Source organism: Xanthomonas hydrangeae (assembly GCF_032697525.1).
GTDB classification, from domain to species: domain Bacteria; phylum Pseudomonadota; class Gammaproteobacteria; order Xanthomonadales; family Xanthomonadaceae; genus Xanthomonas; species Xanthomonas hydrangeae.
This window is the reverse complement of sequence record NZ_CP103836.1, coordinates 4,468,012-4,495,005: the sequence shown is the minus strand read 5'-3', so window position 1 is coordinate 4,495,005 and position 26,994 is coordinate 4,468,012. Positions and strand designations below refer to the sequence as shown.

Here is a 26,994-nt window from a genome sequence, read left to right as displayed (position 1 = left end):
AGCGCAACGGCTGCGTGTTGGACGTGTTGCAAGCAATCGCTCAGCTCACCCGCCACGCCGTCGCCACCTGCTGCGCATTCCACAGCGCGCCATAACGGCCATTGCAGGTCAGCAGTTCCGCATGCCGGCCCTGCTCCACCAGCCGGCCATCCTCCACCACCAGGATGCGGTCGGCGCCGGCGATCGTGGACAGACGGTGCGCGATCACGATCACCGTCTTGTCGCGCACCAGGGTATCGATGGCCCGTTGCACCGCCAGCTCGCTTTCCGTATCCAGCGCGGCGGTGGGCTCATCCAGGACCACGATGGGCGCGTCCTTGAGCAAGGCGCGGGCGATCGAGATGCGCTGGCGCTCGCCACCGGACAGCCGGTCGCCGATCTCGCCCAGCCGCGTGTTCCAGCCCTGCGGCAGGCGTTCGATGAAGTCCAGGCACTGCGCAGCCGCAGCGGCAGCGCGCACCTGTGCGTCATCGGCATCCGGGCGTCCCATGCGGATGTTGGCCAGCACCGTGTCGTCGAACAGATGGACGTCCTGGAACACCACCGACACCAGAGCGTTCAACACCTCCGGCGACATGCGACGGATGTCGATACCGCCGATCGTGATGCTCCCCGCTTGCGGGTCGGCATGACGTAGCAGCAAGCGAGCCACGGTGGTCTTGCCGGAGCCGGAGGGGCCTACCAGCGCCGTCATCGCCTGCGCCGGCAACGTCGCGCTGAAGTTCATCAGCGCGACGCTGCCGGGGGCGTCGGCATAGTGGAAACAGACCTGTTCGAAGCACACATCGAACCGATCGGGCAACGCCTGCGGCATCTGCACCGGCAGCGCGGGAATGGCCAGCAGCGCCTCGATCCGTTCCAGCGCGGCCTGCATCATCTCCAGCACCACGGTGTAACTGACCAGGGTCGCCATCGGTTCGGACAAGCGCACCACGATCAGCATGACCGCGGCCACCGCCGCAGGCTGCAGCCTTCCCGACACGACCCATCCGGTTGCCGCGACGACCACCCCCAGCAGGCCCAACTCGACCAGGCTGGCGGTGACCACCGACGGGCGAACGCCTTGACGATGGGCCGCAGTCTGGATCTGGCGCAGGCGCTCGAAACCGGCGTGCAGCATCCCCACGCGACCGCCTTCCTGGCAAGCCGCGCGCAGCGCGGTCAGCCCCTGCGTGTACTCGACCAGATCGGCATTACAGCGCCAATGCGCGTCGTTCAGGCCGCGCATGTCGCGGGCGAAGGCTGGACGACGCCAGCGATGCAGTCCCCAGAGCAGCGGGAAGACCGCCAGCAGCAATGCCCCCAGGCGCAGGTCGAACGCCAGTACTGCCAGCGCCAGCGCCAACGGCGCGACGGTGGCGCTCAGGATCAGGTTGGCAATGGCCACGATGTAATTCAGCTGCTCGTCCACATTGCCCAGCAGCAGCGCGTTCATCTCCCCGGCGCGGTTCTCGCGCAAGCGCTCCAGCGGCATGCGGCGCAGTTGCTCGCCGAGCCGCAGGCGCAATGCGTGAGTGACCTGGGCCAATCGACCGCCGTACTCGAACCCCTGCGCACGCCAGCGCAGCACCGTGGCGATGCCGGCCAGCACCGTCATGGCGGCCAGCCAGCCTAGCGCCCTGCCCGGGTCCGGTGCAGGAAACACCGCCGCCAACAGCGGGAACACGCAGGCCAGCGCCAGTCCCTGCAGGACCGCAGCGGCGGCAAGCCCGGCCAGGCAGCGCCGCAAGGCCGGCGCGTGCGATCCCATCACCCCCAGCAGCCGGCGCCAGGCCGTCCGCGTGGAAACCAGCAGCGTGGACAACTGCGACAACGGCCTCGGCACCGCACTCATGGCACCACCTGCGCCGCGCGATCGGCCGGCCGCCCAGCAGCATCGGCCCCGCGCAAGGCCCAACGCCGGGCCTGCGCGTGATGCGCCCAGAGCCGCGCATACACGCCCCCGCCGGCAGCCAGCGCAGCATGCTGCCCGGATTCGACCAGCCGCCCACGCTCGAAGACCAGGATCTGGTCCACATCGCGCACCGTGGCAAGACGGTGCGCCACGATGATCACCGTCTTGCCGCGCATCAGCGCGGACAGCGCAGTCAGCAAGGCCAGTTCGTTTTCCGGGTCCGCAAACGCAGTCGGCTCGTCGAGCACCAGGATCGGCCGGTTCTGCAGGATCGCGCGGGCAACGGCGATGCGCTGCCGTTGCCCGCCGGAGAGCGCGGCGCCACGCTCCCCCACCGGTGTGTCGTAGCCTTTGGGCAGCGCCTGGATGAAGGCGTGCGCCTGGGCGGCGGTAGCGGCGTCGATCACCGCGTGCATGTCCGCATCCGGCACGCCGAGACGGATGTTGTCGGCCACCGTGTCGGCAAACAGGAAGGTGTCCTGGAACACGAACCCGACCTGGGCCATCAGCATCTCGGTGGGTAGTGCGCGCACATCCACGCCACCGATGCTGACCTGTCCCTCCAGCACGTCCCAGAAGCGCGGAATCAGCCGGGCAACGGTGGTCTTGCCCGCCCCCGAAGGACCGACCAGCGCGGTGACGGTGCCGGGTTCGACGCGGAAGCTCACGCCGCTCAGCGCGCGCTCCTGCGGCGGCTCGGCCGCTCCATTCGCCGCTCCTGCCTGCTGCGCATAGCCGAAGCTGACATTGTCGAACACCACTCCGGCATCCGCCGGCACGCTGACGCACGCCGCCGGCACCGGCTGGACCGGCAATGCCAGCACCTCCTGGATGCGCGCCGCACTCAGCTGCGCCTTCTCGACCATCTGCCGCAGCAGCATCATCGGCATCATCGCTTCGGCCATGCCAGCGCTCAGCAGCAATGCGCCTACCCAGATTCCGAACGCGAGCTGCCCGCGCAGCAGCAGCCATCCGCCCAGCCACAGCAGCACCAGCAGCGTTGGCAGCGGGTTCAAGACGGCGAAGGACACGCGCGCCGACAACCCGGCCTGACGGTACCAGCGCGTGAGCACGTCCAGATACCCGTCCAGTGCCTGCCGATAACGGCCAAAAGTCGCCTGGCCGGTGTCGAAGCTGCGCACCACCGGCATCGCCTGCACGAACTCGATCACCGCCGCGCTCACCTGTTCGCGGGCCTGGTTGTAGCGCCGGCCCATCTCGGCCCCGCCCCGCATCGCCAGCGCCAGCACGCCGAACCCCAGCGCCAGCGGCGCCGCCGTGGTCAACGCCAGTCGCCAGTCCAGCCACAGCAACGCCAGACCGGTGCAGACAGGCATCACAAAGGCCCGCGCATACAGCGGGGTGCTATCGGCAACGAATACATGCAGCGCCTTGACGTCGTCCTGCAGCACTTTGGACAGCGCCGCCGCGCCCCAGCGCTGGATCTCGCCCAGCGGCACGCGCGTCAGGTGTTGCGCCAGTTGCTGGCGCAACAAGGCCTCCAGGCGAAAGGCGGCCGCATGGGACTGATTGAACCCGGACAGGCGCATCACATAGCCGCCCACCAGGCATGCCGCCGCAGCGAGCAGCGCCGCCACCGGCCAGCGACCCGACACCTCGGCAAGCTGACGTGCCGCCAGCGCCAGCGCCAGCAGCGAACCCAGGTTGAGCAGCGCAGCGGTGGCGGCAAGACCCATCGCCAGCCGGATCTGCCCACGCACCGGCTGCATGATCTGCCAGGCATGCGGTTGGCCACGTTCCGCCGGTGCGCGCGTGGATGGCGCGGGCGCAGACGCTGGCCCGTCGGTGTTCGCTTGCCTGTTGGCCGCCCTAGAAGTCATGCCTGACACCGACACCCAGCGTGCGGCCACGCGCGGGAGCGCCGACATAGGTGGGCGCGGCGGGCGCGAACCCGTACAGGTCGTACTGCTCGTCGAGCAGGTTGCTGCCGAACACATAGATCTCGGTGCCGCCGGAGGCTACCCCGATCCGCACGTCCACCTTCTGATACTTGTTCAGATCGAAGTGGTTCTGGGTGTCGGCCGCCCGCGTACCGACGTACTGATAGTCGAGCCGGGCATTCAGCACCGGCGCGGAGAGCCAGCGCACCGCCAGCGGCCGCATGTACGCCGCACCCAGGGTGCCGCCCCACCTGGGCACGTCGGGCGAACGGTTGCCTGTGCGGATATCGCCGCCGGACACACCCGACACGTTGCTGGTGATCTCGGCATCGATGAAGCTCAGCCCGCCCGACAGCGAGAATCCCTCGCCCAATTGCCAGGTTCCCTGCACCTCGGCGCCCCGACTGCGGGTATCGGCATTCACCGTCGAGGTGGCCAGCGTTGCCGGATCGAAGCCCATCAAGTGGTCGTCCTTGACCCGGGTGGCAAACAGCGCGCCATTCAACGCATAACGGCCGTCGGCAGACTCCGTCTTGAAACCCACCTCGAGCGCATTGGACGCGGCCGGCTTGAACGGCACGCTGTCGGCCACCTGGGTCGGAAAGTCGCCGATGCCCCCCGATTCGTACCCGCGCGACACTGCGGCATACAGGTTGGTGGTCGCCGTCAGCACATAGGACAGCGCCACCCGCCCGGTGGAATAGTCGTCGCGTAGCCGGCGGTAGTCGGAGACGGTTCCGGCGTAGAGGGCATCGTAGGACTTGTGGTCCCAGGTATGGCGCAGGCCGCCGGTCAACTTGAGCACGTTGGTGAGTGGCCAGGTGACTTCGCCGTACAACGCGTGGCTATCGGTCTGGTAGTCCCGTTCCATGGCCTGGTTGCTGCTGATGTACAGCTGGTCGAAGCTGCGCTGCGCGCGCGACAGGTTCACGCCGGTCACCCAGAACACCGCCGCGCCCGGCAGGGAGGTCCAGCGCAGGTCCTGGCTGAGCGTGTTGCCGTCCATCCTGCTGCGCTGCATGTTTTCGGCCGGTATGCCGAACATGGCCTGCATCGCACGTGCGTCGTAACCGCCCACGAAGTCGGTATCGAACCGGGTGTAGCCGGTGACCGAGGTCAGCCGCCCCACCGGCAGATCGTGGTTGAGGGTGACCGCATAGCGCTCCACCGTCTTGTCGTTGTCGTCGTACAGGCCCGGCGTGACATCCATCACCGGTGGGTCGTCGTAGGGCCGCAGTACTGCCAAGCCCAGGTTGCGCCTGGCGTCTTCGCGGTCGGCAGTGAACAGCAGGTTGGTGCCGGCGCCGTTGTCCCAAAACACGCTGCCACGGAACATCAGGCTGCGCGGCTCGGACAGCGGCTCGCCGGTGCGCGCGTTGTCGACCCAGTGATCAGCGCCGCTATTGCGGATCGCGAAACGACCGCTGAGCGATTCCGACAACGGGCCGCTGATCACCGCTTCTTCCAGATGCTGGCCCTGCTCACCGATCTCGCCGCGGACGTAAGCCTGCAGCTCGCGGGTAGGCTTGTTGGTGATGACATTGATCGCACCGGCCCGGCTATTGCTGCCAAACAAGGTTCCTTGCGGGCCCTTGAGGATCTCCACGCGCTCGATATCCAGCGTGCCGAGCGACATCGAACGCATGGACAGCGGCACGCCATCGATCGACAGCGCCACCGCGCCATCGTCGGTGCTGACCGGATTGATCGAGCCGGTACCGCGGATCAGTACGTTCGCGCTGTGCGGCGAGCCATCGCTCCAGACGTTCACACCCGGCGTGGCGCGCAGCGCCTCTTCCAGCGTGAGCTGCCGGCGGGTCTCCAGCTCGCTGCCCGCGATCACGCCGATTCCGAAAGGAATATCCTTGGCGTGCTCTGCCGCAAGGCGCGCGGTCACTGTCAGTCCATCCAGTTCCGTCACCTGCCCTTCCACCCTGGCGCCCGGGTCCGACACGGCGTCCTCGGCGGAACGGCTCGGCGAGCTCCCTTGCGCTGCCGACACGTTCGGCGCGGCGGCAAGCGCAGCCAGCAACGCCAGGGTCAGGGAATTGAGCGTTTGGAAACGGCCTTGCGGCGTCTGCGCGACGAACGGGTGCTGCACGGACTGGGCTCCTGATCGGAATGGGAAAAAAGCGGCTGCGTGGCGGTCAGCAGGTAGCTGGCGGCAGACGCCGGCCGGCTGCAGCAGCACGCAGACACCCAAAAACGCTCAACGACGTGCAATGCCTACCTGCCCCGTTGCTGAACCAAGCCGAAGCGACAGTCGTCACATCGTCCTAGCAGTTAACGATAATGATTCTTATTTTTTACACTACCCGAATCGGTTCACACTCCCCCCGGATCCGCATCACCTAATGAAGCAGGTCGCATGAACTCCACCCCCACGCCGCAGATCGCTTCCGAGGTCACTGTGTCCTCGTTACTTGCCGGCACGGCGGTGCCGGATCTGCAACCCGACGCATCCTGCGGACTGATTCATGTGACACCGCAACCCGGTGTCGATGTGCTGCTGTGGCGGGCGCACTTCCCCCAGCCGGTGACCATGAGCGTGCGCGACGACTGGGACCGGGTGCATTTCTCCTGCGCCCTGCATGGCCGCTGCAGCTTCGCGATGCGTGAACGCGGCAGCGAGATCGAGCATGTGCTGGAAGAACGCATGAGCTGCATCAACTACACCCCCGGCTGTAGCAGCAAGTCGTCCTACGCAGGCAGCTTCGAGCAGGTGACCGTCTCGGTGCGCCCGGATCTGCTTGCCGACTGGATGCCTGACCTGGGCGGATCGCTGCGCCGGGATCTGGACGCTACGCACTGCTGCGACATGCAGCGCTGCGGCGCCGAAATGCATGCCACGGCGCACGCCCTGAGCGAGGCCTTGCGGGCGGCGACGGCACGGCCGGATCTGCGCAAGGCCGCGTCCCCGCTGTGGTTGCTGGGCCAGGCGCTGGTGTTGGTGGGCCTGTCTGTGGAAGCCCGCTGCGAACAGGCACCCTCGCAGCAGCACGCGCTGTGCCCGGCCAGCCAGAAAAAACTGCTGCGTGCACGCGACCTGCTGCTGGCGGATCTGAGCAAGGCGCCCACCATCACCGAACTGGCGCGGGAAACCGGCCTCAGCGCGGTGACGCTCAAGCGCGGCTTCCGGCAGTTGTTCGACCACAGCATCTATGGGCTGTTCCAGCACGAACGGATGCACATGGCGCGCGCGCGTCTGTGCAACGGCCATGCCCCGGTGACCGTGGTCGCCGCCGACCTGGGCTACACGAACGCGAGCCACTTCACGGCCGCCTTCCGCAAGCAGTTCGGCGTCAATCCTTCGGCGTTCAAGCGCCAGCGCTGAGACCACGCCGGCGCGGTCGCCGCATCGACGATCGCGCAACCGGCCTTCCCACGCGCCTGGGGACTGACCGGATACGGGCCGAGAAAAGTCTGATCCGGGCGGCAGCACAATTACGAATACTTATCATTTACTGCTCAATCAGGCAGCACGCCGCCCTGCGTCAAGCGCGGCGTGACGGGTCGGTGCGCGCAGATGGCGGTGTGCCGGCCCCTGTGCTACCGATCGCCGCCGGCTTTCCTTCCAGAGGCATTGCATGACTCCGTTTGTCGACACCCGGGACTGGCCTCTGGTCGCGCTGCACATGCCGGAGCATGTGCCCGATGCGCAGGCCAGTGCGCTGATGGCGCAACTGCAGGCTGTCTACGCGCGTGCCGAGCCGCACGTGCTGTTGCTGCAAGGCGCGCAACTGCCGCGCCAGTCGGCGCACTTCATGACGCTCTATAGCCGCTGGAGCAAGGACAGCTTCGCCCTGCAACAACGCGACTGCCTGGGCGCGGTGCGCGTGGTGGAAGACCCGGCGGCGCGTGGCGAGTACGCGCGTCAGGCCGACGCGTGGAACGCCTCCGGTCAGGCCGCGTATCCCTACCGGATCGTCGCCACGCATGCCGAGGCACTGGCCCAGGCGCGTGCCTGGCTGGCGGCCGCGCAGGTCACCGGCGTGGCTGCGGCCGAGCCGGCACCGGAACGATGACGGCCTGTCGGCCCCTGCGGTTGCGCCGCACTCGGCGCTGCTTCCGCCAGCTGCCGACACGCGTCATGTCGGCTTGGAACGATCCCTATGAGCTCGACCGTGGCCTCTGACACCGAACCGCAAATCCAGCGCCACGCTCCCGCAAGCACCGCCGCGCTGCAGACGGATCCTGCGCAAACCGACCCGACACTGCACGCCGAGCTCGCAGCCGACCTGGGCATCCCGACCGCACACCTGGATGCGCATGCCAGTCTGATCCAGCTCGGCATGGACTCCATGCATCTGATGGCGTGGCTGAACCGGCTGCGCCAACGCGGCTACAAGGTCACGCTGCGCGAGCTGTATGCCGCGCCCACGGCAGCCGGGTGGAGCCGCCTGCTGCGGCACAGGACCGCCGCCGCGCACGTGCCGGCCGCCGCGCCATCGGGGTGGCCGCAGATGCGCGACGGCGAGGCCTTCGCGCTGACGCCGGTGCAGCATGCCTATCTGGTCGGCCGCTCCCCACAACAAACGCTCGGCGGGGTCGGTTGTCACCTCTACCAGGAATTCGATGGCGCCGGCCTGTCCAGCCGGGCGCTGGAAGCAGCGGTGCAGGCGCTGATCCAGCGCCATCCTATGCTGCGCGTGCATTTTCGCAGCGATGGGCTGCAGCAATACGACGCGCAATCCCGGTGGCCCGGTCTGGCCATCCACGACCTGCGTGCGATGGACACCGCCGCGCGCGACGCCGCCCTGCTGGATCTGCGCGAACGGCTCGGGCATCGCGTGCTGGCCGTCGAACGCGGCGAAACCATCGATTTCCAGCTTTCGCTGCTGCCTGATGGCCGCCATCGGCTGCACGTCAACATCGATCTGCTGGTGCTCGACGCGGCCAGTTTCACGCTGGTGTTCGAAGAACTGGCTGCATTGCTGCGCGGCGACACGCTTGCGGCGCCCGATCCCGGCTACGACTTCCGCAGCTATCTGGCCCAACTGCAGCACCAGACCGGACCCGCCCGCGAGCGTGCGCAGCGGCATTGGCTGGACCGGCTGGACACCCTGCCACGCGCACCGGCGCTGCCGCTGGCCTGCGAACCGGAGCGGATCGAATCGGTCCGCATCCGCCGGCACCGCGCCGCACTGGAGAGCGCCGACTGGGAACGCTTCAAGACCCATGCAGGCGCCAGCGGCGTGACCCCGACCATGGCGCTGGCGACCTGCTTCGGCGCCGTGCTGGCGCGCTGGAGCAATCAGCCGCGCCTGCTGCTCAACCTCACCCTGTTCGACCGCCAGCCGCTGCATCCGTCGGTCGAGCGCATGCTCGCCGACTTCACCAATGTGCTGCTGCTCGACCTGTGCGGCGAAGGCGCCGCGTTCGATACGCTCGCGCAACGCAATCAGGACGCCTTCGCAGACGCTTACGAACATCGCCACTGGTCGGGCGTGGAACTGCTGCGCGCGTTGCGCAAGCAGCAGACCCATCCGCACGGTGCGCCGGTGGTGTTCACCAGCAACCTCGGCCGCCCGTTGTACGGCGATGGCACCGGCCCGCTGCTGGGCGAACCCGGTTGGGGGATCTCGCAGACGCCGCAGGTCTGGATCGACCATCTGGCGTTCGAACACGACTCGGCGCTGTGCCTGCAATGGGACAGCAACGCGACGCTGTTCCCGCAGGGTCTGGTCGACACCTTGTTCGAGGCCTACATGGCGCTGGTCCGCCGCCTGGTGGACGACGCAGACGCGTGGCACCTGCCGTTGCCGGACCCAATGCCGGCCACCCAGCGCCAGGTGCGCGCGCGGATCAACGCCACCGCGCGGCCGGTCCCGCGCGGGCTGCTGCATCAGGGCTTCTTCGCCGCCGCCGAGCGCAACCCGCAGGCGCTCGCGCTCATCCACGGCACCCGCTCGTTGCGCTATGCCGATCTGGCCGAGCAGGCGCGGCGTTGCGCCGGGGCGCTCGCCGATCACGGCGTGCGCCCCGGCGACACGGTGGCCATCGTCATGTCCAAGGGCATCGGACAGGTGGTCGCGGTGCTGGGGGTGTTGTCTGCCGGTGCGGTCTACGTGCCGGTCGCGCTCGACCAACCGGCGCAACGTCGCCGCAAGATCCAGCGCGACGCCGGCGTGACCGTGGTGCTGACCTGCCGCGACGACGCACAGCCCGGCGCCGTACAGGACACCGACCCCACCGATCCACCGGTGCTGTGCTGGCAGGAAGCCATCGACCACGCGCCCATGTCCGCCGCCATCGACGTGGACCCGGAACACCCCGCCTACGTCATCTACACCTCCGGCTCGACCGGCACGCCGAAGGGCGTGACCATCTCGCACCGCGCGGCGCTCAATACCTGCGCCGACATCAACCAGCGCTACCGGCTCGCGGCCGGCGACCGTGTGCTGGCGCTGTCGGCGCTGCACTTCGATCTCTCCGTATTCGACATCTTCGGTCTATTGGCGGCCGGAGGCGCCCTGGTGCTCGTCGACGAAGCGCAACGCCGGGATCCCGCCGCGTGGTGCCAGATCATCGACAGCCACCGCATCACGGTCTGGAACAGCGTGCCGGCGTTGTTCGACATGCTGCTGACCTATAGCGAGGGCCTGCAGCTGCACGCGCCGGCCCGGCTGCGCCTGACGCTGCTTTCCGGCGACTGGATCGGGCTGGACCTGCCGCAGCGCTACCGGGCGTTCCGCCCCGACGGGCAGTTCGTCGCGATGGGCGGCGCGACCGAAGCGGCGATCTGGTCGAACGTCTGCGACGTGCAGCACGTGCCGCCGCAATGGCGCTCGATTCCCTACGGAACCCCGCTGGCCAACCAGCGCTACCGGGTGGTCGACGATCACGGCCGCGACTGCCCCGACTGGGTGCCGGGCGAGCTGTGGATCGGCGGCAAAGGCGTCGCCTTGGGCTATTTCAACGATCCCGAGCGCACTGCCCGGCAGTTCGTCGCCGCCGCCGATGGCCGCTGGTACCGCACCGGCGACCTGGGCTGCTACTGGCCCGACGGCACCCTGGAATTCCTTGGCCGCCGCGACACCCAGGTCAAGATCGGCGGCCACCGCATCGAGCTGGGCGAAATCGAGACCGCCCTGCAGCGCATCGACGGGGTGCGTCAGGCCGTGGCGATGGCGGTGGGCGAGCGCGAGAAATCGCTGGCCGCCTTCGTCGTGGCCCGGGGCGATGCATTGCACAGCCTGCGCCACGCCGACCCTGCGCTGCCGGCCGACTATGCCGGTCTGTTTGCGCCGATTGCCGCCGAGCCGACGCGTGAGCCGGAGGTCGAACGCCTGGTCGCCGACTTTGTACTCGCGCATCTACGCCGGCAGGGTCTGGACTTCACTGCAGCGACCGATGTCGATGCGATCGTCCACCAACAGGGCATTGCGCCGCGCTGGCGCGGCCTGCTGCAACGCTGGCTGGACCTGCTGGTAAGCCAGCAGCGCCTCGACCACGCTGCGCAGGGCCAGGGCTATGTTCGCGGGCGGCTCTACCATCAGGCGCCCTGGCAACCTGCCAGCGGCGACCCGCTCGGCGCAACCGCCGAGGCCCTGCTCGCCCACCATGAGGCCGTGGCGCTGATTCTGCGCGACCAACGGCCGGCGTTCACCCTGCTTGAGCATGCAGTGTGGGCGCCCGAGCGGCTGCTGTTGCAAAGCCGGGGCACGCCTGCCGCAATCGATGCGCTGGCCGCTGCGCTCAAGGCGCTGTCGCAGACGCTGGGCCGCCCGGTGCGCGCTGTCGAGATCGGCGCACGCACCGGTCTGGCCGCCGAAGTGCTGCTGCGCCGCCTGGGCGTGGACCAGCTCAGCTACACCGCGCTGGAGGCCTCGCAGGACATGGTGCTGCGCGCAACCGACCGGCTTGCCGCCTACCCGCATGCCTGCGTGAGGCGCTGGGATCGCGCCGCGCAGATGGAATTGGCCCACTGCGCCGACCTGGTGCTGTCGTGCAACGCCTTGCACCGGCTTGGCGATGACGCACTGGACGCGCTCGCCATGCTGGCCGCGCCGGCGGCGTTGATCCACGTGCTCGAATTGCGCAGTGCCTCCTGTCTGGCCCTGGTCAGCGCCGACCTGCTGGCGCAGGATGGGGAAGCGCTCGGCAGCCGTCTGCGCGACGCTGCCGGTTGGCAGGCCGCCTTCCGGCAGCGCGGCCTGCACGATGCACTGGTCGATGCGGCAGGCGATCAGCAACGTTTCGTGCTGCGTGCGCCTGCGCAGCTGCGCCAGCCCGATCCGCGCAAACTGTCGGCGGCGCTGGCCGCACAGTTGCCTGCCTACATGGTGCCGCAGCGACTGGTCTTCCTGGACGCGCTGCCGCTCACCGCCAACGGCAAGGTCGACCACCAGGCCCTGGGCGCGCTCTGCCAACCCGCCCAACCGGCCGAGGCCGCACCAGAACCGCCGTGTGGCGATGTCGAGATCGCCATCGCCGCCGCGTGGCGCGCGCTGCTGCAGGCGCCGGCGCTGCACCGGCAGAGCCACTTCTTCCAGCTCGGCGGCGACAGCCTGCTGGCAACCCGGCTGATCGGCGCACTGGATCAGGCCGGCTTCGCTGCCCGCCTGGGCGATCTATTCGACTACCCCACGCTGGCCACCTTTGCGGCCACCGTGCAAACGCGAGGCGATCGTGGTGCCGAGCAGCTGCGAGCCGACCCGACAGCGCGGCACACGCCGTTTGCGCTCACCGAGGTGCAGCAGGCCTATCTGGTGGGACGCCAGCCCGGCTTCCCGCTCGGCGGCGTCGGCGCGCATTTCTTTGTCGAATTCGAGGTCGCCGACCTGGACGTGCCCCGCTTCGAGGCCGCCTGGAACCGCCTGATCGCCCGCCACGACATGCTGCGCGCGGTGGTACGCGAGGGCCGGCAGCAGGTGCTGGCCGAAGTTCCGGCGTTCACCCTGCAGCGTCATCGCGTCGCGCATTTCGACCACGCCGAGGCCAGCGCGCTGTACGCGCGGCTGTCCTGTCAGGTGCTCGATCCGACACGCTGGCCGGTCTTCGACGTGCAGGCAGCCGAGGACGACAGCGGCAACGGCCGCGTGTTCGTCTGCCTCGACAACCTGCTGCTGGACGGACTGAGCATGCAGATCCTGCTGGCCGAGCTGGAGCAGCTCTACGCCGACCCCGAGCGTGCGTTGCCGCACCTGGACATCGGCTTTCGCGACTATTTGGCGCATATCGCCGGCCAGCCACCCAGCGACGCCTCGCTGGCGTACTGGCAGCGGCGACTGGATCGCCTGCCGGCCGCGCCGCAACTGCCGCTGCGTCGCGATCCGGTCGATATCGGCGTGCCGCACTTCGTGCGCCTGTCCGACCGCCTCAGCGTGGGCGAATGGGCCGCGCTCAAGGCCTGCGCCAAGCAGGCAGGGCTGACGCCGTCGGCGTTGTTGTTGTCCGCCTACGCGGCGGTGCTGTCGGCCTGGAGCGCGGACAGCGAATTGTGCGTGAACCTCACCCTGTTCGACCGGCGTCCGCTGCATCCGCAGATCGACGCGGTGCTGGGCGACTTCACCTCGCTGCTGCTGGTGGCCTGGCAGCCCGCCATGGACTGGCGCACCAGCGCCCAGCAGCTGCAGCAGCGCCTACGGCAGGACCTGGTGCATCGCGATGTCTCGGCCATCCGCGTCATGCGCGAGCTGGCGCAGCGCCGCGGCCAGTCGGCGGCGGCCATGCCGGTGGTCTTTACCAGCGCAATCGGGTTTGCCGGCGACCGGTTCCTGGCGCAGGCCGCAGCGCTGAAACCGCGCCGGGGCATCTCGCAGACGCCACAGGTCTGGCTGGACCACCAGGTCTACGAGTCAGAAGGTGAGCTGCGCTTCAACTGGGACGCGGTGGAAGCGCTGTTCGACCCGGCGCAGCTGTCGGCCATGTTCGACCAGTACGCAGCCCTGCTGCGCCGCCTCGCCGGCGATCCCGGCGCCTGGGATCTGACACTCGACTCGCTGGTGCCGCCGGCGCTGGGGCACGCCACCGCACGTGTCGCAACGGCGCCGCTCGCCCAAATGACCACCGCCGCTGCCGCCGCCCAGCCGCCAGCGGCCGATGCGGTGCTGGTGGACACGTTGCGCGCACAGTTCCAACGCGTCACCGAGCTGCCGATCGCCGCTCGGCAAAGCTTCTTCGAGGCAGGTGCCTCCTCGTTACAGCTGGTGCAGTTACATCTGCAGCTGCGCCAGGCCGGGCACGCCGGCCTCGCGGTGACCGACCTGTTCGCACATGCCACGCCGCACGCGCTGGCGCTGCATCTGGCTGGATTGGCCGGCGCTGCCCCCGCCACCGCCCCCTTGCCGGAACCCGGGCGGCAAACGCTGCTGGAGCAGCGCAAGGCGCGTGCACAGCGTCGGCGGGGCGAGGCATGATCGCCCGCTACCTCCCGCATTGGTGCTACTACCTGCACCAGGGCATGCTCACCGCCCTGGTGATGCAGGGCGTGGTCGGCTATTACCGCCACGCGGGACTGGACCTTGCACAGCTCAGTTGGCTGTCGCTGGCGATGCTGCCCTGGGTCGGCAAATTCCTGTGGGCGCCCTGGTGCGAGCGGAATGCGCGGTCGCTGCGCGGCAACCGCTTCCTCGGCAGTCTGGTGCTGTTGCAGCTCGGCATGGCTGCGTCGCTGGCCGGCATCGCGCTGATCGCGCCCACCCTGACCGACCCAACCCGCTCCACCGCCGTGGTGGTCTGCGCGCTGATGCTGCTGACCTTGCTGTCGGCCAGCCATGGCATCTATGCCAACGGCATCGTCATCTGCACCACCGACGCAGGCAGCCGCCCGCTCGCCAACGCCGCCCAGGTCGGTGGCAGCTACCTGGGCATTCCGCTGGGCGTGTTCGGCTTCCTGGCAGTGGCGCAGCAGGCCGGCTGGACTGCCGGCTTCCTGTGCATGGCGGGGATGTCGTTGCTGCTGCTGATTCCGGTGCTGCTGGTGCGTCAACCCATTGCGCACAGCACGCTTCCCGCGCAGCCCCGGTTCGATCCCGCCGGCCTGCGCATGCTGTGGCCGGCGCTGGCGCTGACCGCCATCTACTACCTGGCCATGCGCGGCCTGATGGCGCTGCAGACCGTGCTGCTGGTGGACCAGGGACTGAGCCTGGTCGCGCTGGGTCAGGCGATCACCGTGTTCAGCACCCTCGCCAGCGGCCTGGGCGTGGTGCTCGGTGGCTGGTTGGCGCGGCGCGTCGGTGCAGCGCGCGGTCTGCTGCCGGTGATGCTGCTGCATGCCGCGCTGGCCTGCGCGATCGCGCTGGGCTACTCGCGTTTCGGGCTGAGCGCCTGGCTGGTGGTGTTCGGACTGGTCAACACCGCTGCCGCGATTGGCTTTGTGATGCTCTACAACGTGCTGATGGGCCTGGTGCGGCCGCACCAGCCGGCCTCCGATTACGCGCTGTTCCAGTCGCTGGACATGGCCGTCGCCCTGGCCGCGTCCATGGCAACCCTGCGCCTTGCGCACCACGCCGGTTACCAGAGCGCCCTGACCCTGCTCGCCGCAGTCGCCGTGCTGTGCCTGTGGCCTGCCAGCCGGTTGCGTCGCCGCGTCTGCCGGAGCGCTCGCGCGCAGCCGGCAGCCCCTCTCGACACCTGCCTGAGCCCCCGCAATGGATGACGCCTCGCCCGGCAACGCGCAACCCGATTTTCGCGCCCTGGTGACCCAGCACTATCCCGGCTGCGATCCGGTCGCGGTGATCGGCCACGCCGGCCGCTTCGCCGACGCTCCCGACAACGAGGCGCTCTGGCACAACCTCGTGAACGGGCAGGCCTGCAGCCGCCACTTCTCGCGGCAGCAACTGCTCGATGCCGGCCTGCCGGCTTCCACCATCGATGCGCCCAACTTCGTCGGGGTCGGCAGCGTGGTCGCCGATGCCGACGCCTTCGATGCCGGCCTGTTCGGCTATTCACGCCAGGAAGCCGAATCGATCGACCCGCAGCAGCGGCTGTTCCTGCAGATCGCCTGGCATGCCCTGGAGCACGCCGGCTATGCCCCCCGCCAGGTGCCCCACAAGACCGGCGTGTTCGGTTCCGCCCGGGTCAGCACCTATCCGGGCAAGGAACCGCTGCGCATTGCCGAGGTGGCGCAGGTCAAGGGCCTGCAATCGTTGATGGGCAACGACAAGGACTACGTGGCCACCCGCGCGGCCTACAAGTTGAACCTGCACGGCCCGGCGATCTCGGTGCAGACCGCCTGTTCCAGCTCCCTGGTAGCGGTGCACATGGCCTGCGAGAGCCTGCGCGCCGGCGAATGCGACATGGCGGTGGCCGGCGGGGTCGCGGTGTCGTTTCCCCAGCAATCGGGCTATCTGTACCAGCCGGGCATGATCTTCTCCCCCGATGGCCTGTGCCGGCCGTTCGACGCCCAGGCCCAGGGCACCTTCGGCGGCAACGGGGCCGGCGCGGTGGTGTTGCGCCGCCTGGCCGACGCGCTGCGCGACGGCGACCCGATCGTCGCGGTCGTACTCGGCAGTGCCGTCAACAACGACGGCGGGCGCAAGGTCGGTTACACCGCGCCCTCGGTCGCCGGCCAGGGCGAGGTGATTCGCGAGGCAATGACGCTGGCAGGCGTGGAGAGCCGGCAGATCGGCCTGATCGAGGCGCACGGCACCGCCACCCCGCTGGGCGATCCGATCGAAGTGGAGGCGCTGCGCTCGGTGTTCCACCGGCGCGACGACGGCCCGGCCTGCGCACTGGGGTCGGTCAAGAGCAACCTGGGCCATCTGGACACCGCCGCCGGCATCGCCAGCCTGCTCAAGGCAGTCCTGGCGGTGGAGCGCGCGATCATTCCGCCGTGCCTGCATTTCCGCAGCCCCAATCCGGCGCTGCGACTGGAAGACAGCCCCTTCCACGTCCCCACCCAGGCCGAACCGTGGCACGCGCCGATCCGCTGCGCCGGAGTCTCCTCGTTCGGCATCGGCGGCACCAACTGCCACCTGATCGTTGCCTGCCTGCCCGAGCCACTGCGCGCCGCCGCGACCGCCGCCGGCCCGGACGCGAACGCTGCCCAAACCGGCACATTGCTGCTCAGCGCCGCCAGCGAAGCCGCGTTGCGGCGCCTGGCCGGTGCCTATGCGCAAGCGCTGGACAGCGCGCAGCCGGCCGATCTGGCCCACACCGCCTTGCACGGCCGCCAGTTGCAGCTCGGCTTCCGGTTGGCCACGCCGCTGTCGGAGGAAACCGCTGCCGCACTGGCCGCCTGCGCCGCCGGCGAGGACGACGTGCTGCTGCAGCAGGGCGATGGCGAGCCTGGCAAGCAGGCCTGGCTGTTCACCGGCCAGGGGTCGCACTGGCCCGGCATGGGCCAGGCCCTGTATCGGCACTCGCCCGCCTTCGCGGACCGCCTTGACCACTGCCTGGCCGCCTGCGAGGGCAGTGACCAACCGCTCACGCCCTCGCTGCGCGAGGCCTTGCTGGGGCAGCACGGCGCGCTGCTGGAACGCACCGACTACGCACAGCCGGCGATCGTCGCCTTCGAACTGGCGATGGCCGCGCATTGGCAATCGCTGGGGCTGCAGCCGGACCTGGTGCTGGGCCATTCGGTGGGCGAATTCGCCGCCGCAGTGGTCGCCGGACACTACCCGGCCGATGCGGTGATGCGTCTGGTCTGCTTGCGCGGCGCGCTGATGCAGCGCTGCAGCGGCGGCGGCATGCTGTCGGCGTTTGCCGACCACGCCACCCTGCTGCCGCTGGCCGCGCCGCTCGGCCTGGAACTGGCCGCCTGCAACGGCGATCGCCATCTGGTGTTCTCCGGCGAGCGCGAGGCCATCGACGCGTTCGCTGCGGCGCTGGACGCACGCGAAATCCGCTGCAACCGGCTGTCGGTTGCCGGCGCGGCGCATTCCCGGCAGCTCGACCCCATCCTCGACGATTTCCAGCGCGCGACGGCCAGCCTGCACGCCACGCCCGGCCGCCTGCCGCTGATCTCCACGCTGACCGGCGAGGTCATCGACGCGCAGGGACTCGACGCACCCGACTACTGGCGCCGCCATCTGCGCGAGCCGGTGCGTTTCATCCAGGCCCTGCGCACCGCGCTCGCGCAGGGTGCGGATGTTTTCCTGGAACTGGGCCCGGACGCCCCGCTGACCGGCATCGGCACCCGTGAGCTGGCGGACGCAGCGACGTGGATCGCCAGCGCCCGGCGCCATCAACCCGCGCCGGCCCAGTTGCAGCAGGCCTTGCTGCAGCTGTATGCGGCCGGAGTGGAGCTCCCCTGGCACAGCCTGCTGGCTTCATCGGGTCGCAAGATCCACGCGCCGCTGTACCCGTTCGACACCGAACGCTATTGGCGCGAAGCCGAACCGGTTCCCGGGGCTGCGGCGCAGGCGTCCTGGGTCGGGTCAGGCGCACTGGAGGCGGGCCGGCGCATCGCCTTGCAGGCCGCCACCCAACTCGATCTGCCACGCCTGCATGCGCTGTATGCCTGCGTGACCAAGCTGCACGCCATCGACGTCGACGCGCTGGTGCGGCGCTGCGTCGGCGCGCGCATCGAGCAAGGCGCGAGCGTGCTGGAGGTGCTGCGCGGCGGGCGCCTGCTGCCGCGCCACCGCCAGTTGCTCACCCGCCTGCTCGATGCCTGTGTCGAGGATGGCTACTACCGCCGCGACAACCACCGCTACAGCGCCGCCGGCGCGCTTCCGCAGGAGCCGCGCGCGGCGCTGATCGAGACGCTGCGCGCCTGCTGCGAAGGTCTGGATGTCATCGCCGATACCGTCGCCCGCGCCGGCGAGCAGCTGTACGCGATGATGAGCGGTCAGGTGGAGCCGGTCGCGGTCATCTTTCCCGAAGGCGCATCCGCCGGTGTCGAAGTGCTCTACCAGGACTTCAGCTTCGGGCGCTACTTCAACCAGATCGCCGCCGGCACGCTGGCGGGTCTGATGCAGGAACGCCAGGCGCAGCGCCGCCAGCACCAGCCCTACCGCATCCTCGAGGTCGGTGGCGGCACCGGCGGCACCACCGCCTGGTTGCTGCCCGAGCTGGCCGACCAGCCCGCCCTGCACTACGACTTCACCGACATCTCGGCGCTGTTCACCCGCCGCGCCGAGCGCAAGTTCGCCCAGTACGGCTTTGTGGCGTACCGCGAACTGGATCTGCAGCAGGACGCGCAGGCGCAAGGCTTCGACGCTGCCGGTTACGACCTGATCGTGGCCGCCAACGTGATCCATGCCACCCAGCATGTCGGGCGCACCCTCGCCAACCTCTATCCGCTGCTGAAGCCGGGCGGCCGGCTGCTGCTGCGCGAGATCACCCGGCCGATGCGCTTGTTCGATTTCGTGTTCGGCCCGCTGGTCGCACCGCTGCATGACGCCGCAGCCCGTGGCGGCGAATTGTTCCTCAGCACTGCGCGCTGGAAGCAGCATTGCCTGGCCGCCGGTTTCGAACGCGTCGACTGGCTGCCCGAGGACGGCACCCCGACCGCGACAATCAGCGAGCACATCCTGCTGGCGACCGCACCGGGACAGGCGACCGACCTGGTACTGCCCTGGCAGGCCGGCGCTGGCGACAGCATCCTCGGTCACGCGCTCACCGACGACGGCTGCTATCTGGCCGATTGGTCGGACTGTGCCGGTCAGGACACGCGCTGGCAGGAGCGCGTCCATGCCGCATGCGCCGAATTGGCGCGTCGCCACGGCAGCGGCCAGACGCTGGTTCCGGCCGACACGCCGGCAGTCCCCAGGCAGCTGGCGCTGGTGCGGCTGCGCTGGCGGGCTGCCCCATTCGCTGCGCCGCAGGTCGACATCGAGGCCGGCGACGCCCAGGACGGATGGCGCTTCACCCTGGCCGCCTGCGCTGCCGCGCCGGGCCTACCCGCGCCGCTGCCGGCCCCGGCCACGCACTACGCGTGGCAATGGTCGATCGCTGCCGCCTGCGCTGCCACGCCGCAGCAATTTGCCCTGTGCGATGCCACCGCAGAGACCGTGGCGGCGCTGCACGCGGCAGGCGTCCGGCTTGCGCCACAGGCGCCGCAGGCACTGCTGCTACTGGACAGCGGCGACCAGGATCCACTGTCGATCGTCACCCCGTTGCTGGCTGCGCTCTCGGGCGACCAGCCGCTGGTGGTGGTCACCCGCTGTGCCTGGAAGATCGGCGCCGATGCGCGTGTCGACCCGGTGCACCATGCGGCCTGGGGACTGTTGCGGGTGGCCGCCGCCGAACACCCCGCACGCGCGCTCGCGGTGGTGGATCTGGATGCCCAGACCGGCTGGGAGGACCTGCTGCCGGCACTCGCAGCCGCGGCGGCAGGCCAGCGCTGGATCGCGGTGCGTGGCAGCCGCGTGTTGCTGCCGCAGTTGGTTGCCCAGCCTCACTGCGCGCCCGCGTTGCCTCCTGCCGGCTTGGCGGATGCGGGCTGGCATGTGGTGACCGGTGCCTTCGGCGGCCTGGGCCGCCTCAGCGTGCAATGGCTTGCCCGGCATGGTGCACGCCGGATCGCGCTGTTGGCGCCGCGCGCCCCTGCGGACTGGGCGGACTTCCAGCACATGCTGAGCGAACGGGACGGTTGCCGGCTGCACTGGCTGCCATGTAACGTCGGTGATCCGGAGCAGCTCACCCAGGCACTGGAGACACTGCAGGCAGACGGCGGCATCGCCGGGGTCATCCACTCGGCGGGGCTGCTGCACGATGCGCCGTTGGCGTCACTGGACCGCACCCGGATGGCAGCGGTGCTGGCGGTGAAAGCGCAGGCCGCACGCAGGCTACAGGCCTGGCTGCAGGCACATCACGGACGCTATCTGTTGCTGTATTCGTCGGCCGCCGCGGCGCTGGGCGCCGCCGGCCAGGGCGCGCATGCGCTGGCCAGCGCCTATCTGGACGGCCTGGCCCTGGCGCAAGATCCGCACACCTTGCCCAAGGTCATGTCCATCGGCTGGGGCGCCTGGGGCGACACCGGCCGCGCCGTCGATCCCGCCCTGCAGAACCAGCTCGCCACCAGCGGCATGGGACTGCTGGCCAGCGCCGAAGGCCTGTGGCATCTGGACCAGGCGGTGATGCGCGCAGCGCCCTACCGGTTGGCCATGCGCGTGCTGACCGAGCGACTGGACCCCCAGCGTCGCGCCCTGCTGGCGCCCGTCGTCGGCGCCGACCCATCGGCTGCCAGCAACGCCAGAACCGCACGCGCCGGCCACGCCACACCCGACCAGGCCACGTCGTCGCCGGCACCGACCGACCTCCACGACACCGCGGCGGTGAGTGCCTGGCTGAGCGAGCGCATCGCCGCGCAACTGCGGCTGGACGATCCCAGCCGGCTCTCGCCCGGACGCGACCTGCTGCAGTTGGGGCTCGATTCGCTGTTGTTCCTGGAACTGAGCAGCGACATCCAGCGCCAGCTCGGCGTGCGCCTGGACGCCGAACGCGCGTATCGCGACCTCAGCGTGACCGGGCTGACCACGCTGATCGCCGCGTTGGCCGGCGACCCCGCCTCCGTCACCCCCACCGGGCAGGTGCCAGCCGCGCTGGAGCACGACGCGCCCGGCCGCCACCAGCCGTTCCCGCTGACCGCGATCCAGCACGCTTACTGGCTCGGCCGCACCGATCTGATCGACTACGGCGGCGTGGCCTGCCATGTGCTGTTCGAATGGGACCTGCGCCACGACGCGTTCGACCTTGTGCGCCTGGAGCGCGCCTGGAACACGTTGGTGCAGCGCCACGACATGTTGCGCATGGTGGTGGATGCCGACGGCCAGCAGCGCATCCTCGCCCAGGTGCCGGTCTACCGAATCGAACGCCACGATCTGCGTGCGCTCTCTGCACAACAGCGGCAGCAGGCGCTCGCAGACACCCGACAGGCGTTGTCCTACCGCGTGCCGCCCACCGATCGTTGGCCCCTGTTCGAATTGGTCGCCAGCGAACTGGATGGTCGCCATTACCGGCTGCACATGAACCTGGATCTGCTGATGTTCGACGTGCAGAGCTTCAAGGTCATGCTGGACGACCTGGCCCGCGCATACCGCAGCGAGGATCTACCGCCGCTGCCCATCACCTTCCGCGACTACGTGCTGGCCGAACAGGCCCGCCGCCAGGAGGACAGCTGGCAGGCGTCCTGGCGCTACTGGCAAGCGCTGCTCGCCGACCTCCCGCCCGCCCCGCGCCTGCCGCTGGCGGCCGCGTGTGCGACGACCCAGCCGCGCTTCACCACCTATCAGACCCGGCTGGACGCGTCCGCCTGGGCGGCCCTCAAACAGGAATGGCAGCGCTGGGGCGTCACGCCGTCGGCGGCGCTGTTGACGCTGTTCGCCCATACCCTGGAGCGCTGGTCGCGGCAGCCGGACTTCACGCTCAACCTCACCTTCTTCGACCGCCGGCCGATCCACCCGCAGATCCGCGCGCTGATCGGCGACTTCACCTCGGTGCTGCTGGTGGACTTCGACCTCAGCGGTCCGATCTCGCTGCGCGCGTCGATCGAACGGACGCAGCAGCGGCTGTGGCAACGCCTCGCGCACAGCCAGGTCAATGGGGTGGAACTGCTGCGCGAACTCGGCAAGGGCCGCGGGCGCCAGCGTCAGCCGCTGATGCCGGTGGTGTTCACCAGCATGCTCGGCGTGTCATTGGATGGGCTGGCCATCGACCAGGCCCTGACCGGACTGCTCGGCGATCCGGTACACGTGTTCACGCAGACCCCGCAGGTCTGGCTCGACCACCAGGTGATGGAGATCGATAGTGAACTGGTGTGCAGTTGGTACTGCATGGACGAGGTGCTCGAACACGGAGCGGCCCAGGCCATGTTCGAGGACTACCGCGCCGTGCTGGCCGCGGTGGCAGCGCAGCCGGAAGTGATGCAGCAGGCCGGATTGATGCAGCTGCTGGACGGCGGCGGCATGGCCGCATTCGCGCGCGCGCCCTGGCCTGCACTGGTGCACGACGCCGGCATCGACCTACGCGATCTCGAGGACGCCCTGCGCGAACGCAGCGACATCGCGCAGGCCGAGGCGGTGCCCGCCCTGGAAGGCGACGCGCTCGAGGTGCAACTGGTCGCCGCCGACCGCGACTGCCTGCCCTCCGAACAGGCGCCCTGCGATCCAGGCCCGCTCGCGCCGCTCGATACCGCGCAGCAACAAGAGCTCGACGGCGCCTGGAGCTGGCTGGAAACGCGCGCGGTGCGCGGCATCGTCACAACGCTGCTGGGCCATGGGTTGTTCGAGCGGCAAGGTCAGCGGCATCGTCTGGACGAGGTCCACGCCAGGCTGCGCGCGCTGCCCCAGTACCGCCGCCTGCTACGACAATGGCTGCACCTGCTGTGCGCACGCGGCTGGCTGCGCCAGGACGGCGACGCTTTCGTCTGCGAACGTGCGCTCGCCGTCGATCCTGGCCCGGCGCAAGCGCCACCGGATGCGCCGTGGTGCCGCAGCATCGCCGGCTATCTGGACAGCTGCATCGACCAACATGCCGCCCTGCTCACCGGCACCCGCTCGCCGCTGGAACTGCTGTTCGCCGACAGCGCTGCCACCACCCATGCGCTCTATATCGACAACCCCGCCTCGCGCTGTCTCAACGGGCACGCCGCGCAGGTGGCGCGCGCGCTGAGCGAAGGGCGCTCGGACCTGCGCGTGCTGGAAGTCGGCGCGGGCATCGGCTCGACCACCCGGCAACTGCTGCCGGCGCTGCAGGGGCGGCTGGCGCAGTACCGGTTCACCGACGTCTCCACCCTGTTTCTGGACGATGCGCGCACCTTGTTCGCCAGTACCTCCCATGTCGACTACGCCCTGCTCGACATCAACTGCCCGGTCGACTTCGACCAGCACCCGGCACAGGGCTACGACCTGATCTTCGCCGGGCAGGTGATGCACGACGCCAGCCATGTGGTGCGCACGCTGCGCCGACTCGGCATGCTGCTCAGGCCCGGCGGCCGGCTGATGCTGACCGAGGCCACCGAACGCGACAGCGCCTTGCAGATGGCCAGTGTCGGCTTCATCGAAGGCCTGGTCGGCTATCAGGACGCGCGCATTCTGGACGACAAGCCGATGCTCGACCTGCCGATGTGGCGCAGCGCCCTGGAGCAGGCCGGCTTCGGCATCGAATTGGCATGGCCGGAGCAGGCGCCCTCGCCGCTGCGCCAGCACCTGATCGTCGCCCGCGCCGAGCGCATCGGCCGGCTCGACCTGGAGGCGATCGCAGACGACCTGCGAGCCCGTTTCGGCACGCGACTTCCTGCCCTGCAACTGCGCCAGTGCGAACGCCTGGGCAGCACCGACACCACGCCGGCACCAGCGCCGGCAGCGCCTTCCACCGCTGCCGACAGCCCGCAGCGCGCCAGCACGCGGGACGACGACGCAGCCGATCGTGCCGCACTGGAGCGGCAGCTCGCCGGAATCTGGCAGGAACTGCTGGCCAGGCCGATCCAGCGCGACAGCGATTTCTTCCAGTGCGGCGGCGACAGCCTGATCGCCACGCGGATGATTGCCCGGTTGCACCGGCAAGGCCTGCGCGGCGCCACGCTGCAGGGCTTGTTCGCCCATCCAGTGCTGGCCGCATTTTGCAGCCTGCTCGATTCCCCGCGCGAGGCCGATCCCCCCCCTGCCCCCATCGCACTGGCGCGCGGTAGCCAAGCCGGGCGCGCCTTCGTCTTGCATGCCTCCGATGGCGAACTCGGTGCCTATCGACTGCTGGCCAATGCCCTGGATACCGACGTGTTCGGGCTGCAGGCTCCGGAGGTGGTGACCGCCGGCAGCCTGAACGCGCTGGCCGCACGCCATGCCGCTGCGATCGGCCGCATGCAGCCGCAGGGGCCGTCGACCTTGATCGGCTGGTCCTACGGCGCGTTCGTCGCCGCCGAGACCGCACGCCAGCTCCATCAGGCCGGCGCGAAGGTGGAGCTGGTGCTGATCGATCCGGTCTGCCGCGCCGACTTCGCCTTCTCCAACCGCGCGACGCTGCTGCGCCTGATCGCCAACGGCAGGGTCCAGGTGCCGCTGCCCGACGACCTGGAACAGCTCGACTCCGACGCACAGCTCGCCTGCTTCGCACGCAACGCCGAAGCAGCCGGGGTGCCTGCCGTCCCCTGCGATCCCGCACAGGCGCGCGCCTGGATCGAGCGCATCGCGCGGTTGCTGGAGCTGCTGGCCCGGCATCCCGCGCCGGACCTGCTGCCGGTGCCGTGCCTGTGGCTGAGCGCGACCCGCCGCCCGGCGCACTGGACACCCGCCGAGCACGACTGGTCGCTGTGGGCGCCGCACGCCGAGCGGCACACGCTCGAGGCCGACCACTGGCAACTGCTGATGGACGACGGCAGTGCCCGACGCGCCGCTGGTCTGATCCGCCAGTGGCAACAACGCCCCCATCGCATCGCCGAGCAGACCGCATGACCGCCTCCTCCCCCACCCCCCGGCGGGTGCTGATCGCCGGCGCCAAGTTCGGCGAGATGTACCTCAACGCCTTTCTGCAGGACCAGCCCGGTCTGGAGCTGGCGGGCCTGCTGGCGACCGGCAGTGCACGCGCGCAGCAGTTGGCGCATGCCTTCGGGATTCCGCTGTACACCGCCATCGAACAGCTTCCGGACGACATCGACATCGCCTGCGTGGTGGTGCGCTCCACCGTGGTGGGCGGCACCGGGACGGCGCTGGCCGAGGCCTTCCTGCGCCGCGGGATGCACGTGATCCAGGAGCACCCCATGCATCCGGACGACGCCGCACGCCTGCAGGCACTGGCGCATGCGCACGGCCGGGCCTACTGGATCAACAGCTACTACGCGCATACCCCGGCCGGCGTGTGCTGGATCGATCGGGCGCGCCGCGTCCGCCAGTTGCTGGACGGTGAGGCGGCGCATTTCGCCCAGCTGACCACCAGCCGGCAACTGCTGTATTCGTCGCTGGACCTGTTGCTGCAGGCCTGCCAGGTCCCTGGCAGCGCCGCAGACGTCGCTGTCGAAGCCACCGCCGACCAGGATCGGGCCTTCGCCCTGCTGCGGTTGAACCTGGGGCAGTGCCAGGCCTCGCTGCGCCTGCAGACCTATCTGGACCCGCAGGATCCGGACCTGCACAGCCTGGTCATGCACCAGCTCACGCTGGGCTGGCCGTCCGGTTATCTGTCGCTGGAAGCCAGTCACGGGCCGGTGCTGTGGACAGCGGCGCTGTACGACCCACACCACCACGACAGCGACCGCAGCCTGTACCAGCGCGCGCACGACCAGAGCCAGGATCCGTTCGCGCGCCCCGCCACCCAGGTGCTGCACCCGGCGCCGCCGGATTGGCGGCACAGCCTCGAGATCGACGGTCCCACCGGCGTGGGCCGGGTGCTGCAGCTGCTTCGTCAGCATCTGGATGGCGCGGCGCTGCCATCGGCGTTCGGTCCGGATTACCAACTCGCCCTGGCCAGCCTGTGGCAACAGGTGCTGCGCTGCGCCGGCCCCGCCCACGGGCGCAGCCTGCCCGCGCCACGTCTGCTCGACCTGCTCGACCTGAGCGAACCGGCCACGCCGGGCCACGCTGAACCGATCGCGGCGCGATGACCCCGGACGGCAGGCTGCGCACACTGGTGACGGCGCCGGACCCGGCGCTGCACGTGGTGCTGTGCCCGTTCGCCGGCGGCAGCGGCGCGGCCTTCCGCAGCTGGCACGGCATCGACGCCGGCGAGCTGCAGGTGTCCCTGGCGATCTATCCCGGCCGCGACCATCGCCTGCACGAGTCGTGCAGCACGGACATCGGTGCGCTCGCCGCCGACCTGGTCGCAGCGCTTGCGCAAGCGCACATCGCCCCGCAGCGCGCAGTGCTCGCCGGCCACAGCATGGGGGCGCAGGTCGCGTTCGAGGCCTGTGCGCTGCTGGAACGCCAGGGCGCATCGCCGGCCGGCCTGGCGCTGTCCGGCTGCCACGCGCCCCACCTGCGGGGGCGACGGCGGCTCAGCCCATTGGACGACCGCGCCTTCCTGACGCAGTTGGTCGACATCGGCGGCTGCAGCGCCGAGCTGCTGGCCGAGCCTGCGCTGATGGCGCTGTTCCTGCCCATGCTGCGCGCCGACTTCCGCGCTACCGAAAATTACCACCGCCCCGCGTCATCGGACCGGCAGCGCCTGCGCACGCCCGCCCTGCTGATTCACGGCAGCAACGACGCCGAAGCCGATCGCGGCGAGGTTGCGGCGTGGGCGCAGTGGCTACGCAACGCCGAGGGCCCGGTCTGCATCGCCGGCGACCACTTCTACGCCACCCGGCGGCCACGCGCCTTCCTGCGCCATCTGGCGCGCCGCTTTGCCTTCCACTCCACAGGCGTGATCCACGCCAGGTGACTC

General features: G+C 69.7%; 10 protein-coding genes. 7 read left to right on the top strand and 3 right to left on the bottom strand.

The window, feature by feature from the left end:
• Window positions 1-40 precede the first annotated feature (40 nt).
• From NYR97_RS18975 to NYR97_RS18965, 3 genes are read right to left on the bottom strand one after another with little or no spacing between them, the layout of a single operon-like run.
• Window positions 41-1,834 (bottom strand): ABC transporter ATP-binding protein, encoded by a 1,794-nt coding sequence (locus NYR97_RS18975; protein WP_316695269.1) that lies wholly within the window; start codon window positions 1,832-1,834, stop codon window positions 41-43.
• Window positions 1,831-3,735, bottom strand: coding sequence for an ABC transporter ATP-binding protein (locus tag NYR97_RS18970; RefSeq protein ID WP_316695268.1), 1,905 nt, complete (start codon window positions 3,733-3,735; stop codon window positions 1,831-1,833). Before NYR97_RS18970 ends, NYR97_RS18975 begins: the two co-directional genes overlap by 4 nt.
• A complete protein-coding gene (locus tag NYR97_RS18965; RefSeq protein ID WP_316695267.1) occupies window positions 3,725-5,896 on the bottom strand; it encodes a TonB-dependent receptor in 2,172 nt (723 codons plus the stop codon). The genes NYR97_RS18970 and NYR97_RS18965 overlap by 11 nt, the downstream gene beginning before the upstream one ends.
• Before the next feature lie 267 nt (window positions 5,897-6,163).
• Between NYR97_RS18965 and NYR97_RS18960 the strand changes: the two genes are divergently transcribed.
• The 7 genes from NYR97_RS18960 to NYR97_RS18930 all read left to right on the top strand — a co-directional run bounded on the left by NYR97_RS18960 (window position 6,164) and on the right by NYR97_RS18930 (window position 26,991).
• Window positions 6,164-7,129, top strand: a complete 966-nt coding sequence (locus NYR97_RS18960) for a helix-turn-helix transcriptional regulator (RefSeq protein WP_316695266.1) — start codon at window positions 6,164-6,166, stop codon at window positions 7,127-7,129.
• 253 nt (window positions 7,130-7,382) lie between these two features.
• Window positions 7,383-7,820 carry a hypothetical protein gene (locus NYR97_RS18955; RefSeq protein WP_316695265.1) on the top strand — a complete coding sequence of 146 codons (438 nt, stop codon included), beginning with the start codon at window positions 7,383-7,385 and terminating at the stop codon, window positions 7,818-7,820.
• An 87-nt stretch (window positions 7,821-7,907) separates the two neighbouring features.
• Entirely contained in the window at window positions 7,908-14,156 is a 6,249-nt protein-coding gene (locus tag NYR97_RS18950) for a non-ribosomal peptide synthetase (protein ID WP_316695264.1), read from the top strand.
• Window positions 14,153-15,397, top strand: a complete 1,245-nt coding sequence (locus NYR97_RS18945) for an MFS transporter (RefSeq protein ID WP_316695263.1) — start codon at window positions 14,153-14,155, stop codon at window positions 15,395-15,397. Before NYR97_RS18950 ends, NYR97_RS18945 begins: the two co-directional genes overlap by 4 nt.
• Window positions 15,390-25,076, top strand: coding sequence for an SDR family NAD(P)-dependent oxidoreductase (locus NYR97_RS18940; RefSeq protein ID WP_316695262.1), 9,687 nt, complete (start codon window positions 15,390-15,392; stop codon window positions 25,074-25,076). The genes NYR97_RS18945 and NYR97_RS18940 overlap by 8 nt, the downstream gene beginning before the upstream one ends.
• Window positions 25,073-26,218 carry a Gfo/Idh/MocA family oxidoreductase gene (locus NYR97_RS18935; RefSeq protein ID WP_316695261.1) on the top strand — a complete coding sequence of 382 codons (1,146 nt, stop codon included), beginning with the start codon at window positions 25,073-25,075 and terminating at the stop codon, window positions 26,216-26,218. Before NYR97_RS18940 ends, NYR97_RS18935 begins: the two co-directional genes overlap by 4 nt.
• The gene (locus NYR97_RS18930; RefSeq protein WP_316695260.1) at window positions 26,215-26,991 is read left to right on the top strand and encodes a thioesterase II family protein; all 777 of its coding nucleotides are present in this window, start codon (window positions 26,215-26,217) and stop codon (window positions 26,989-26,991) included. The genes NYR97_RS18935 and NYR97_RS18930 overlap by 4 nt, the downstream gene beginning before the upstream one ends.
• The last annotated feature ends 3 nt before the right edge of the window (window positions 26,992-26,994 follow it).